Source organism: Streptomyces sp. NPDC005574 (assembly GCF_040605435.1).
Lineage (GTDB): Bacteria > Actinomycetota > Actinomycetes > Streptomycetales > Streptomycetaceae > Streptomyces.
On sequence record NZ_JBEXCW010000041.1, the window covers coordinates 21,753 to 34,459 of the forward strand.

The 12,707-nt window shown below is 71.5% G+C and carries 9 protein-coding genes; 4 read left to right on the forward strand and 5 right to left on the reverse strand.

Annotated features, from left to right (window positions below; translation table 11 throughout):
• The first annotated feature begins 58 nt into the window (after positions 1-58).
• The 4 genes from ABZT03_RS24645 to ABZT03_RS24660 all read left to right on the forward strand — a co-directional run bounded on the left by ABZT03_RS24645 (position 59) and on the right by ABZT03_RS24660 (position 3,849).
• Positions 59-772, forward strand: a complete 714-nt coding sequence (locus ABZT03_RS24645) for a hemolysin III family protein (RefSeq protein WP_356042666.1) — start codon at positions 59-61, stop codon at positions 770-772.
• Positions 773-881: 109 nt separating this feature from the next.
• Complete coding sequence (locus ABZT03_RS24650) at positions 882-2,450, forward strand: DHA2 family efflux MFS transporter permease subunit (RefSeq protein WP_356042668.1); 1,569 nt, start codon at positions 882-884, stop codon at positions 2,448-2,450.
• Between the two features lie 4 nt (positions 2,451-2,454).
• Positions 2,455-3,084 carry a TetR family transcriptional regulator gene (locus ABZT03_RS24655; protein WP_356042670.1) on the forward strand — a complete coding sequence of 210 codons (630 nt, stop codon included), beginning with the start codon at positions 2,455-2,457 and terminating at the stop codon, positions 3,082-3,084.
• A 33-nt stretch (positions 3,085-3,117) separates the two neighbouring features.
• Entirely contained in the window at positions 3,118-3,849 is a 732-nt protein-coding gene (locus ABZT03_RS24660; RefSeq protein WP_356042672.1) for a Mut7-C RNAse domain-containing protein, read from the forward strand.
• On the opposite strand, the gene ABZT03_RS24665 is transcribed toward ABZT03_RS24660, so the two are convergent.
• From ABZT03_RS24665 to ABZT03_RS24685, 5 genes are all read right to left on the reverse strand, one after another.
• Entirely contained in the window at positions 3,846-6,230 is a 2,385-nt protein-coding gene (locus ABZT03_RS24665; protein WP_356042730.1) for a galactose oxidase-like domain-containing protein, read from the reverse strand. The two genes, ABZT03_RS24660 and ABZT03_RS24665, sit on opposite strands and share 4 nt — an antisense overlap.
• Positions 6,231-6,253: 23 nt before the next feature.
• Positions 6,254-7,468, reverse strand: coding sequence for a glycosyltransferase (locus tag ABZT03_RS24670; RefSeq protein WP_356042674.1), 1,215 nt, complete (start codon positions 7,466-7,468; stop codon positions 6,254-6,256).
• Entirely contained in the window at positions 7,465-9,120 is a 1,656-nt protein-coding gene (locus ABZT03_RS24675; RefSeq protein ID WP_356042675.1) for a phospholipid carrier-dependent glycosyltransferase, read from the reverse strand. Before ABZT03_RS24675 ends, ABZT03_RS24670 begins: the two co-directional genes overlap by 4 nt.
• Positions 9,117-10,394, reverse strand: a complete 1,278-nt coding sequence (locus ABZT03_RS24680) for a glycosyltransferase (protein ID WP_356042677.1) — start codon at positions 10,392-10,394, stop codon at positions 9,117-9,119. The genes ABZT03_RS24675 and ABZT03_RS24680 overlap by 4 nt, the downstream gene beginning before the upstream one ends.
• A 212-nt stretch (positions 10,395-10,606) precedes the next feature.
• Complete coding sequence (locus ABZT03_RS24685) at positions 10,607-12,640, reverse strand: thioredoxin domain-containing protein (protein ID WP_356042679.1); 2,034 nt, start codon at positions 12,638-12,640, stop codon at positions 10,607-10,609.
• Positions 12,641-12,707: the final 67 nt, after the last annotated feature.

Here is a 12,707-nt window from a genome sequence, read left to right on the forward strand (position 1 = left end):
GCCGCTTCTCCGGGCCCGCTCCCCCGTAACCTACGGTTGCGTAGGTACGATGGGCCGCATGACTGCGCCCGTCCCCGACGCGCCCCTGGACCCGCCGGTCACCGGCCGCGGTCCCGTCGCGCTCTCCCTGCCGCACCCGGTCAAGCCCAAGCTCCGCGGTTGGTTGCACCTCGGTATGTTCCCGGCCGCCCTCGTCGCCGGCCTGGTGCTGACCGCCCTGGCCGGCTCACCCCGCGCCCGCGTCGCCTGCGCGATCTACGCCCTGACCGCCTGCCTGCTGTTCGGCATCAGCGCCCTGTACCACCGGGGCGACTGGAGCCCGCGCATGGACGGCGTCCTGCGCAGACTCGACCACGCCAACATCTTCCTGATCATCGCCGGCACCTACACCCCGCTCACGATGCTCCTGCTGCCGGGCAGCAAGGGGCAGTGGCTGCTGTGGAGCGTATGGGCCGCGGCCCTCGCGGGCATCGCCTTCCGCGTCTTCTGGGTCGGCGCCCCGCGCTGGCTCTACACGCCCTGCTACATCGCGATGGGCTGGGCGGCCGTCTTCTTCCTGCCGGACTTCATGCGCACGGGCGGTATCGCCGTGCTCGTCCTGGTGGTGGTCGGCGGACTCCTCTACAGCGCCGGCGGCGTCATCTACGGCCTCAAGCGACCCAACCCGTCCCCGCGGTGGTTCGGCTTCCACGAGGTCTTCCACTCCCTCACGGTCGCCGCGTTCGTCGTGCACTACGTCGGGATCTCCCTGGTCGCGTACCAGAACACGTAACCGCGCCACGCTCCCCCCATGGCCACGGCTTCCGAGCCGTGGCCATTTCCGTGCCCCCGGAGGACGCATCTATTGACAGTGACTACGTTTTGACAGTTACTCTCATTTCATGGTTACTGTCACTCAAGGCGCCGACGTGCGCCCGGAACCACGCCGCTGGTGGGCCCTCGGAGCTCTGGTCGCGAGCATGCTGGTGATCGGCTTCGACACGACGATCCTCAACGTGGCGCTGCCCACGATGGCCGGGCAACTCGGCGCGAGCACCGGCGAACAGCAGTGGATGGCGGACGCGTACGTCGTCGTCTTCGCGGCACTGATGCTTCCGGCCGGACTGCTCGGCGACCGGTTCGGCCGGCGCGCCGTGCTGATCACCGGGCTCGGCGTCTTCCTCGCGGGCTCCGTGCTCGGCGCCCTGGCCGACGACGTGGACCAGGTCGTCGCGGCCCGCGCGGTGATGGGCGTCGGCGCGGCCCTCGTCACCCCGCTCGCGCTCTCCGTCCTGCCCTCGCTCTTCGCCCCCGAGGAACGCACGAAAGCCGTCGGCATCGTGTCCGCCGGCTCCACCCTCGGGCTGCCGCTCGGACCGATCGTCGGAGGCTGGCTGCTCAACCACTTCTGGTGGGGCTCGGTCTTCCTGGTCAACATCCCGATGGCCGCGCTCGGCATCCTCGCCTGCGTCCTCCTGCTGCCCGAGACGCGGGACCCGGCCTCCCCCCGCGTCGACGCCCTCTCCACCGCGTTCACCGCGACCGGCCTCGGCGCCCTCGTCTACGCGATCATCGAGGCCCCCGGCCGCGGCTGGAGCGACCCGCTCGTCCTCTGCACCTCCGGCGCGGCCGTGGTGCTGATCGCCGCGCTGGTGCGGCGGGAGCGCCGGGCGGTCCGCCCCATGCTCGACATGACCCTGCTCGCCCGCCGCGGCTTCCTGTTCAACACCCTCGCGGCGACCCTGGTGATGTTCGTCCTGTCCGGCCTGCTGTTCGTACTGCCGCCCTACCTCCAGGCCGTCCTCGGCAACGACGCCCTCGGCACCGGTGTGCGGCTGCTGCCCATGATGGGCGGCCTGATCGTCGCGGCCCGGGCCGCGCAACCGGTCGTCGACCGCTTCGGGGCCCGGGCGGTGGTGAGCGCCGGACTGGTGGTCCTCGCCTTCGCCGCGCTGCTCGGCAGCCGTACGACGGCCGGCTCCGGGTACGGCTTCACCGCGCTGTGGCTGTCGGTCGCCGGGATCGGCTTCGGCTTCGCGGTGGTCCCCGCGATGGCCGGCGCCCTCGGCGCCCTGCCCGCCGACCGCGCCGGCAGCGGCTCCGGACTGCTGATGACGCTGCGCCAGGTCGGCGGCGCGATCGGCATCGCCCTGCTGGGCAGCCTGCTCGCGAGCGCCTACCGCGACCGGCTCGACGTCACCGGGCTGCCCACCGAGGCGGCCCACACCGCCGGGGAGTCCGTGGTCGCCGCCCACCTCGTGGCCCAACAGGCCGGATCCGCCCGGCTGGTGAGCACCGCGAACAGCGCGTACGTCCACGGCATGGGCCTGGCCATGCTGGTGTGCGCGATCGCCGCGGTCGTCGCCGCGCTGCTGGCCGCCGCCTTCCTGCCGGGCGCCCCGGCAGCCCTGCCCGGCACCCCGGCCGAACCCCCGGTCGTGGCGGCTCCGGACGCCGATGCCCGACAATGAGTCCATGACGGCTGCACGGACTCCCGCCCCCGCCGACCGCCCCCAGCTGGGCCTGCGCGAGCGGAAGAAGCTCAAGACCCGCGAGGCGATCCGCACCGCGACCTACGCACTGGTCGGGGAACAGGGGTACGACGCCACGACGATCGAGCAGATCGCCGACCGGGCCGAGGTGTCGCCGTCGACCGTCTTCCGCTACTTCCCCACCAAGGAGGACATCGTCCTCACCGACGAGTACGACCCGATCCTGATGGAGGAGCTGCGGGCCCGGCCCGCGGAGGAGCCGTGGCCGGACTCCATCCGCCACGTGATGCGGGAGGCCATCCGCACGGGCGTCGAGCAGGACGCGGAGGTGGCGCGGCTGCGCACCCGGCTGATGGTCGAGGTCCCCGCCGTGCGGTCCCGGATGATGGAGAGCATGTCGGTCACCGGCCACATGCTCTGCACCGCCATCGGCGAGCGCACCGGCCGCGACCCGGACAGCCTGGAGGTCCGCGTCTACGCCATGTCCCTGATCGGCGGCCTGATGGAGACCTCCCTGTACTGGGCCGCCAACGGCCACCGGGACGACTTCCCGACCCTCGTCGACCGCACCCTGGACGTCCTGCAGCACGGCCTGCCCAGGGAGAACGACTGAGCCGCCGCCCCGCGACCGTGGCATCCTGACCCGGTGACCGCACCGGAGATCCACGTCGCGTACGCCCCCGAGCTGGCCGTGTTCCTCCCGCCCGAACGGCGCACCGGCACCAGCGCGCTCACCACCGACGGCGTCTCGTCCCTCGGCCATGTCGTGGAGTCGACCGGCGTGCCCCTGACCGAGGTCGGCGCCCTCCTCGTGGACGGCCGCGAGGTCCCCGCCTCGCACGTCCCGGTGACCGGCGAGTCGGTCGAGGTGGGGGCGGTCCGGCGGCCGCAGCGGGTGCCCGGCGCACCCCTGCGGTTCCTGCTCGACGTCCACCTCGGCACCCTCGCCCGCCGGCTGCGCCTGCTCGGTGTGGACACGGCCTACGAGTCCACGGACATCGGCGATCCCGCCCTCGCCGCGCTCTCCGCCGCCGAGAGGCGGGTCATGCTCAGCCGCGACCGGGGCCTGCTGCGCCGCCGCGAGCTGTGGGCGGGCGGCTTCGTCTACAGCACCAGCCCGGAGGAGCAACTCCGCGACGTCCTGGAGCGGTTCCGTCCCGAGCTGCGGCCCTGGACCAGGTGCACCGCCTGCAACGGCCTGCTGAAGGAGGCCACCAAGGAGGAGGTCGCCGACCAGTTGCACGGCGGGACGCAGCGGTCCTACGACGTCTTCGCGCAGTGCCGGGACTGCGGGCGGGCGTACTGGAAGGGCGCGCACCACGAGCAGCTGGTGGCCATCGTGGAACGCGCCCTTCGGGAGTTCGCGGGCGACCGCTAGCCCTTCTTCACCTTCTTCACGTCACCCTTTCCGCAGGCGATGCCGTCCTTGTCGCGGTCCAGGCCCAGCGGGTCGTCCCCGCCGTTGATCTTCAGGCGGCCGTAGTGGTTCGTCGTCAGCCAGGCGCACCGCGCGGCCGTGGTCCTCCTGACCGTGGCCGGGAAGGCGGTCGGCACGCAGACGTTGATCGAGCCGTAGTGCCGGTCGCAGCCGGAGATCGTGGTGCTGACCTTCTGCGAGGCGCGCTTCTTGCCCGGCTTCTGCACGGCCCCCGAGAGGGAGTCCGCGAAGGAGTGGACGTGCGCGGAGGCGTCGGTGGCGCTCAGCGCCGCCGGGCCCTGGAGGTGCACCCATTTCGCCACCGACGGCACCCCGTTGGCGTCGACCGCGAAGAGCATGTACCAGCCGGGCGGCGCCATGTCGGGATTGCTCGTCACGTTCAGGTCGACGTTGTCGCCGGTCACCGACAGGGGCAGGTCCACGAACCGCTGGTTGGGGTCCGAGGAGTGCGTGACGGCCGCCGGGCGGATCAACTCGGCCCTGGCGACGGGGCGGTCGACCGTGATCCGCTGGGTGTCGCCGTAGTTCCACTCGGTGTCGATGACCGAAGTGATCGTCGGGCGGGTGCCCTTGAGCAGGTAGGGCGGGGTGTAGATCGACACGTTGTGGTTCCAGGTGCCGTTGCCCGGGTTGTCGCCGGTCGACATCACGCGGCCGTCGGGCAGCAGGAACGACGACGAGTGGTAGCCGCGCGCCTGCGGGTCTGCGGCCACCGGGTCGAAGGTGCTGGTCGCCGGGTCGTACAGGGAGGACTCGAACACCGGGTCGGCCCGGTTGTGCAGGGCGCCGCCGGTCTCCAGCACCTTGCCGTCGGGCAGCAGTACGGCGGAGACGTACATCTTGCCCTGGGCGCCGGTCTCGGCGACCTTGCCGGCGCCGAGGTCGACCGTGCCCTGCGGCAGCGGGGGCCCGGCCACGTACGCGGGGTTCGCGGCCTTCAGGTCGATGACGTCCGTCAGCCGGTTGCCGTCCGGGTTGGAGTCGATGTTGCCGCCGCCGAGGGTCAGCACCTTCTGGTCCTGCGCCGGCGGCAGCAGGACGCTCGCCGACTGGTCGCGCTGGTCCTTGTTCCGCAGACCGGGCACCGACGTGACCGTGTTGGCGTCGTAGTCGTAGATCGCCGACCCGGTGCCGGGGATGTTGTCGCCGAAGACGTGGCTGCCCGAGTAGAAGAGGCGGCCGTCCTGCATCAGGATCATCGACGGGTACAGACCCCAGTACGACCAGGTCTGGTTGACCTTCCACAGCGGCTGCCACCGCTGCTCGGCGTCCGACCAGTACTCGGCGGTCACCGAGCCGGTCGAGTCCTCCTTCAGCCCGCCGAAGGAGACGACGTCACCGTTGCCGAGCTCGGTCGCCGACGGGTACCAGTGGCCGTCGTTCATGTCGTTGGTCCTGCTGTACGTCTCGGTGACGGGGTCGAAGACGTACGAGTCCTTGAAGCCCTCGTAGCCGTGCCCGCCCGCCACCGGGTACGCCTTGTTGCCGCTCATCACCAGCACCCGCCCGTCCTGGAGCTGGACGTGGCCGGAGCAGAACATGTCCTTCGGCGTGGGGATGACCTTGTACGTGCCGTTGACCGGGTCGTACACCGCCGAGGTGAAGGTGCCCGCGTCGAACTGCTCCTCACTGTTGCCGGAGCCCGCGATCAGCAGCACCTTGCCGTTGTTGAGGACGACGGAGTGCATCGAGCGGACCGGGTTCTGCGTGGGCAGCACGTCCCACCTGCCGTTCGCGCACTCGTCGGCCGAACCCGTGCAGGCCGCGGGTGGGACGACGTCGGGCACCTGGTCCATCGTGTAGTCGTCGGTGGTCGCCGAGCCCGTGCCGTACACGGAGGCGCCCCAGGTGATGCGGTCGGTGCCCGCCGGGACCGGCGGGGTGCGGACCGTCGCCTGCGTCCAGGAGCTCTGCAGGTCCAGGGTCTTGAGGTCGGTCCAGTACTGCCAGCCCGCCGTGGTGTCGTGCCGGAAGAGCGTGACGGCCGAGTCGGGTGTGGTGGTCTTGTACCAGAGCCCCAGGTCGTACTGCCTGCCCACGGTGACCACCGGCGCGCAGTCCGTCGACTCGGTGATCAGCGCCTTGCGGTCGCCGTCGGCCCGGCGGGTCAGCGCCACCTTCATCGCCTTCGAACCGGAGTGGGCGTCGGAGGTGGTGGTGAAGGTGAAGTCGTTGTCGCCCCAGCCGGACTTCTCCCAGCAGTACGGCATCGAGTCCGTCCCGGCGGTCTCGAAGCCGGGGTTCTTGACGAGGTTGGCGGCCGACGCGGGCTGCGGCGAGGCGAGCAGCAGACCGGCGGTCAGCGCGCCCACCCCCACCATCGCGGTTCTTCTCCGGTGCTTGTTCACACGGCTCTCCTTGCTCTGCGGCTGCGGCTGCGGCTCGCGTCGGAGGCGTCACGGCCCCTACGCGGGAGGTAGACCAGCGCCTCGGTCCCGGCGAAGCGCAGGACGAACGTCGTCACCAGTGCGAGCGCGGTCGCGGACAGCGCGCCCATCCCGAACCGGTGCACGAACAGGGCGATCAGCGGGATGCGCAGCACAAGGTCGGCGTTGGCGAGGAGCGCGAACCGGCCCACCCGGTCCCACCGGCGCCGGTGCGCGCGGCGGTCCCGGAACAGGAGGTGCTCGATGAGCACGAAGTTCCAGGCCACGCCGAGCTGGTTGGCGAGGATCTCGGCCGGCACGTAGTGCGTGCCCACGACCGTGAGAGCCCACAGACCGAACAGGTTCGGGACGAAGCCGGTCGCGCCGATCAGGCCGAAGCCGACCATCCGCGCGACGGGCGAGGCCGTACGGAGGCCGACGAGGTGACGCAGGAAGCGGAACCCTTCCCGCGCGCTCGACTTGGACTCCCCCGCGAACCGGTCCTGGAAGACGAACGGCACCTCGGTGACCTGGCGCGGACGGCTGCGCACGGCGAGTTCGAGCAGGATCTTGTAGCCGAGGGGCTTGAGGGCGTCGGCGGTGATGTCGCTGCGGCGGATCGCGAAGAACCCGCTCATCGGGTCGCTGATGCCGTGCAGCCTGCGCGGGAACAGGGACTTCGTCAGCCAGGTCGCCCCGCGCGAGACGGCCACCCGGTAGCTGCCCGCGAGCCCGGCACGGCTGCCGCCCTTGATGTAGCGGGAGGCGACGACGAGCCCCGCGTTCGCCCGCTCGCCGGTGGCCACCAGCTCCGGCACCAGCGAGGGCGGGTGCTGGCAGTCGCCGTCCATGACGACGATCCAGTCGGACCCGGCCGCCTTCATGCCCTCGACGACCGCGCCGCCGAGTCCGCCCACCGGCTCCTCGCGGTGCAGCACCGTCACCGGGAAGGGGCAGTCCTTCGCCGCCTCACGGATCACCTCGGGGGTGTCGTCGGTGGAGTCGTCCACGAAGACGACCTCGCAGGGCAGCCGGGCGGGCACCGACTCGGTGATCTGCCGCAGCAACTGCCGTACGTTCGCCGACTCGTTGAACGTCGGCACGACGATGGTGACGGCACCCGGCTCGGGCACCTCCACCGCTCGGACGGCCGGATCGTGCAGTCGTCCCGGGACGGTGTGGTCCTGGCTCATCGTTCGCCTCCCACGGCGCCGCCGGTCCGGATCCGCCGGATCTCGATCCGGTCCGCGCCGGTGCCGAAGACGGCGACCGGCGTCGAGTGCTCGATGGCCGCCCTGACGTTGGGCAGGTCGACCGCGTCGCGCCGCACCGTCGGGGAGGCCACCACGTAGTCGAGGTCCTTCCAGCCGTGCGGCATCGTCTTCGTCACCGCCGGGTCGAGGTCGGCCTTGTAGAACCAGATGACGCCGAGTCCGGGCCGGTACCCGGCGTGCACCAGGTCCAGCCAGAGCGCGTCGTCGACGAGGACCCGGGTGTCCTTCGGGTCGTCCACCTCGGTGGTGAGCCACGTCGAGGCCGCCCGGTAGGGGGCGTTGGCGTCGGCGGTGACCGCCGTGCGGTCGCCGTCGTACCACTGCGGTACGACGTAGGCGCCGGCGGCGAGGGCCAGGATCCCGGCGAGTGCGTACCGGCCGCCCGTGACGTACCGGTGCTCGCTCTGCGCGCGCCGTCGGCGCAGCACGCCGTGGGCGACGGAGGCGGTGCCGCCGGCCAGCACCAGGGCGAGGAAGGGCACGGCCTGGATGACGTACATCGCGGGCAGGTAGCCGTTGGGCCGCAGGGCGACCACCGCGAGGATCGCCACCGCCAGGGACGGGCCGGCCAGCGCGCGGGCGGTGACCGACCAGCGCCAGGTCGCCAGGAGCAGCAGGGCTCCCGCGAGACCGCCGACAATGAGGACCCGGTCGTAGTAGAGCCACGACTGGAGCACGCCGTACGAACCGGAGCCCCGGTCGAGGACGAAGCCCGAGCCGGGTCTGGTCATCTGGTACCGCAGCCCGTCCCAGAGGGACACATGGCCGCTGCCCGGCAGCAACTCGCCCTTGAGGAGGGCGAACAGGGGATACGCGAGGCCGATCATCGCGCAGGCGGTGATGGCGCCGGTGAGCGCGAACTTCCGGGTGTCGCGGTGCCCGTGCCGCCACATCGTCAGCAGCAGCGCGGGCAGGACGACGAGCATCGTCTCCTTGGTGAGCACGGCCGTGGCGGCCGCGACGCCCGCGCCGAAGTGGTGCCACAGATGACGGCTCGGGGACGCGGCGAGGGCGAACGCGAGGAGCGTCCACATCACCGCGAGGTTGTCGAGGAAGATCTCCCGCTGGAGCACCACCGACAGCGGCGAGAGGCCGAACAGCGCCATGCCGAGCCCGGCGGCCCAGCGCGGCAGGGACAGCCGGCGCCCGAGCACGTAGACGAGGACCGCGCTGAGGGCGCCGACCACCAGCATCATGACGCGCATCGAGCCGACGGTCATCGAGTCCGGGCTGACCAGCGAGGGTATCCAGGTCAGCACGGCGATCTGGATCCAGCCGAGGGGCGGGTGGTCGTACCAGTAGGTGTAGTGGGCCAGGCCCTTGCCCTGCTGGACGGCCCATGCCTGGGCGAGGTAGGTGCCCTCGTCGTCGCTGAGGGTCGGGTAGTCGGCGATGTTCCAGCCCTGCACGACGAGGATCGCCACGAGGAGCGCCCCGCACAGCAGGAGGTCGGGCCGGGAGGTGCGCAGGCGCTTCGGCGGCCCGGTTCGACCGGTCGAACGGACGTCAGGCGCAGGCTGCCGCTGCGCGGGGACCTTGGCTGTGGTCACCGCGGGAAGGGTGGAGGTCACGCAGGGACGTCCTCTCGGGACTCGCGGATGACGCCGGCCTCGGTGAGGTGGGCGCCGACGTGCGTCGTCAACTCCCAGTCGGTGCGGCCGCGCTGCTCGCGCCAGACGGCGCGGAGGGCGGCCCCGGCGAGGAGGACCTGGTAGAAGGGGCCGCCCACGACGAGCTTGAGGTAGTGCGCGAAACGCACGCGCAGCCCGTACTGCCTGCCGAAGTCGTGCAGCCCGACCAGCTCGAAGACGAAGGTGACGGCCGCGGTGACGGCCGGCAGGAAGGTGAGGAAGGCGATCCCGACGGGCACGTCCAGGAAGAGCGCCACCGCGAGGTTGAGCGGGATGACGACGCCGGAGAATGCCTGGAGGAACGGCGTCATCAGCGTGTACCGGGCCAGCAACCGCTGCCCGAAGCCCGGCAGTTGCTGCCAGTCCCTCTTGCGGTAGACCTGGAGGAAGCCCTGGTTCCAGCGGGTGCGCTGCTTGAGCAGCGACATCAGGGAGCCCGGGGTCTCCTCACGGGTCACCATGTCGGAGTCGTAGGCGACGACGACCTTCTTGCCGACGCTGGACAGCCGTACGCCCAGGTCGCAGTCCTCGGCCAGGCAGTCGGGGTCCCAGCCGTCGGCCTCCCGCAGCACCTCGGTGCGCACGAAGACGGTGTTGCCGCCGAGTGGGATGAAACCTTTCTGCGCATGCAGGTGCAGCCGGGAGCGGAACCAGAAGAAGTACTCCAGGCAGTTGCGCAGGCTGTACCAGCTGGAGTGGAAGTTGATCAGCTGGACCCCGCCCTGGACGACGTCGGCGCCCGTGGTGCGGAACGCGTGGTCGACGTGGGCCAGCAACTCCGGATGGACCTGGTCCTCGGCGTCGAAGACCCCCACCACGTCGCCCCGGCAGTGCGGCAGCGCCGTGTTCATGGCCTTCGGCTTGTTCTTCCTCTCGTGGGTGTCGACGACCACCCGGACCCTCGGGTCGCGGCCGGCGGCCCGCTCGGCCACCGCCGCCGTCTCCGGGTCGTCGTGCCCCACGATGACGATGATCTCGAAGTCGGTGTGCGTGGACTCCAGCAGTCGCTGGATGGTGTGGTCCAGCACGGCCTGTTCGTGGCGCGCCGGAAGGAGCAGCGAGAAGGAGACGTGTTCGTCCCCGTCCGGACTGCTGAATCGGGTGGAGGCGAGCACTTCGGGCGTGCGCCACGCGTGCATCTGCCACCACAGGGTGAAGGCCGCCATCCAGAACAGGGACAGCGAAACGGCAGCGAGAAATACGGACGTCAGCAAAAGATCCCCCCAGATCCCCAAGCCCCCTGTCGCGACGGTGCGTTGCACCCGTCGCGTCACTGTGCAGAGATTAGGGAAGAACTGTGAATTGCCGACACTGCTCCGATAAATAGCATGTTTCGGAACGGTGGTGGACTAGGTGGGATGTGTCCGCACACGTGCCGTGTTCCGGCAGCCGGAATACACCCCACCGCCCAGGTATGTCCGGCGTCTCAGCCGCTCAGCGCGGCGCGCAGCCGCTCCGGGTCGGTCGTCGGGGCGTCACACGTGAAGTTACGGCAGACGTACGCCGTCGGTTCACCGCCGACCAGCGGCCGGTCCGCGAGCAGCGGGAACTCGTCACTCTCCGCGGTGCCCACCGCCACCACCGCCCCCGGGGCGGACCCCAGAAGTGCCGTGCGGTGCAGAGCGCCTGTCGCCGCGTCGTCCACCGCGGGGCCGACCACCGCGACCTCGCGCGGCCCGTCGAGCAGCGCCTCGGCGACGGCCAGCCCCCAGCCGACGAACCGCGGGACCCGCGGCCCGAGCGCCTTCACCACGCCGAGCGCCCGCTCCGCCGCCGTGCGATGGGCCTCCGACCCGGTGTGCGCCGCGTAGCTCAGCAGCGCGCCCGCCGCTGCACTCCAGCCGGACGGCGTCGCGTTGTCCGTCGGGTCCTGCGGCCGGCGGATCAACTGCTCGGCGTCGGCGGCGGTGTCGTACAGCGCGCCCGACTCCGGGTCCGCGAACCGTTCGAGGACGTGGTCCAGCAGGAACCCGGCGAACTCCAGCCACACCCCCTCCCCGGTGACGGAGGCCAGCGCGAGGAAGCCCTCCGCCACGTCGGCGTAGTCCTCCAGCACGCCGGCGTTGGCCCCGGCCCGGCCGTCCCTGCTGGTGCGGGCCAGCCGCGCGTGGTCGTCGAGATGCAGCCGTACGAGGAGATCCGCGGCCCCGACCGCCGCCTCGACCAGGTCGGGGCGCTCGAAGTAGGCGCCGGTCTCGGCCAGCGCGGCGATCGCGAGCCCGTTCCAGGCGGCGACGACCTTGTCGTCCCGGCCGGGGGCGGGCCGCTCCGCCCGCCTCCGCAGCAGCCGCTCCCGGATCGACGCGATCCGCTCCGCGTCGAACCCCTCCTCCCCCTCGGGGAGTTGCAGCACGGACGAGCCGTGCTCGAACGTGCCCTCCTCGGTCACCCCGAAGTACTCGGCGGCGAGTCGCGCGTCCTGTTCGCCGAGCACCTCGGCAAGCTCCCGGGGCGTCCACACGTAGTACACGCCCTCGACGTGCCGGCCCGTCCCGTCGTCGCTGTCCGCGTCGAGCGCGGACGCGAACCCGCCCTCGGCCGTGCGCAGTTCCCGGACCATGAAGTCGGCGGTCTCCAGAGCGACCCGCCGGGCGAGCCCGGACCCGGTGGCGCGCCAGAGGTGGGCGTACACCCGGCACAGCAGGGCGTTGTCGTAGAGCATCTTCTCGAAGTGCGGCACGACCCACTCCCGGTCCACGGAGTAGCGCGCGAAGCCGCCGCCGAGCTGGTCGTGGATCCCGCCGCGGGCCATCCGCTCACCGGTGTCCCGGGCCATCTGGAGCGCGCCCTCCGACCCCGTGCGCGCGTGGTGGCGCAGCAGGAACTCGATCACCATGGACGGCGGGAACTTCGGCGCCCCGCCGAATCCGCCGCGCTGCGGGTCGTACTCCCGGGTCAGCCCCAGCAACGCCCGCGCCAGCTCCTCCTCACCGGGGGCGCTGCCGTCCCCGTAGGAGATCTCCCGCCCGGCCAGATCCCGCACGATCTTCCCGGCGACCTCGGCGACCTCCTCGCGCCGCCCGGACCACGCCTGTCCGACCCCTTCGAGCACCTGCCGGAACGACGGCATGCCGTGCCGGGGCTCGGGCGGGAAGTACGTCCCGAAGTAGAACGGCTCGGCCTCCGGCGTCAGGAACACCGTCATCGGCCACCCGCCCTGGCCGGTCGCCGCCTGCACGGCCTCCATGTACACGGCGTCGACGTCGGGCCGCTCCTCGCGGTCGACCTTGACCGCGACGAACCGCTCGTTGATCCGGTCGGCCGTCTCCGGGTCCTCGAAGGACTCGTGCGCCATGACATGGCACCAGTGGCAGCTGCTGTATCCGACGCTCAGCAGCACCGGCACCCCCCGCCGCCGCGCCTCCTCGAACGCCTCGGCCGACCAGGGCCACCAGTCGACGGGGTTCTCGGCGTGCTGCAGCAGATAGGGGGACGTCTCGTGGGCCAGTCGGTTCGGCATACGGTCCATCCTGCCGCAGTACCCGCAAAACCCCGGCCGGCACGGAGTACGGCGCGGCAGTTGCGCG

Coding starts and splice junctions, on each gene's coding strand:
- ABZT03_RS24655 (WP_356042670.1), top strand. CDS start 2,455: ATGACGGCTGCACGGACTCCCGCCCCCGCCGACCGCCCCCAGCTGGGC.
- ABZT03_RS24650 (WP_356042668.1), top strand. CDS start 882: ATGGTTACTGTCACTCAAGGCGCCGACGTGCGCCCGGAACCACGCCGC.
- ABZT03_RS24645 (WP_356042666.1), top strand. CDS start 59: ATGACTGCGCCCGTCCCCGACGCGCCCCTGGACCCGCCGGTCACCGGC.
- ABZT03_RS24665 (WP_356042730.1), bottom strand. CDS start 6,230: ATGGTGGGGGTGGGCGCGCTGACCGCCGGTCTGCTGCTCGCCTCGCCG.
- ABZT03_RS24670 (WP_356042674.1), bottom strand. CDS start 7,468: ATGAGCCAGGACCACACCGTCCCGGGACGACTGCACGATCCGGCCGTC.
- ABZT03_RS24685 (WP_356042679.1), bottom strand. CDS start 12,640: ATGCCGAACCGACTGGCCCACGAGACGTCCCCCTATCTGCTGCAGCAC.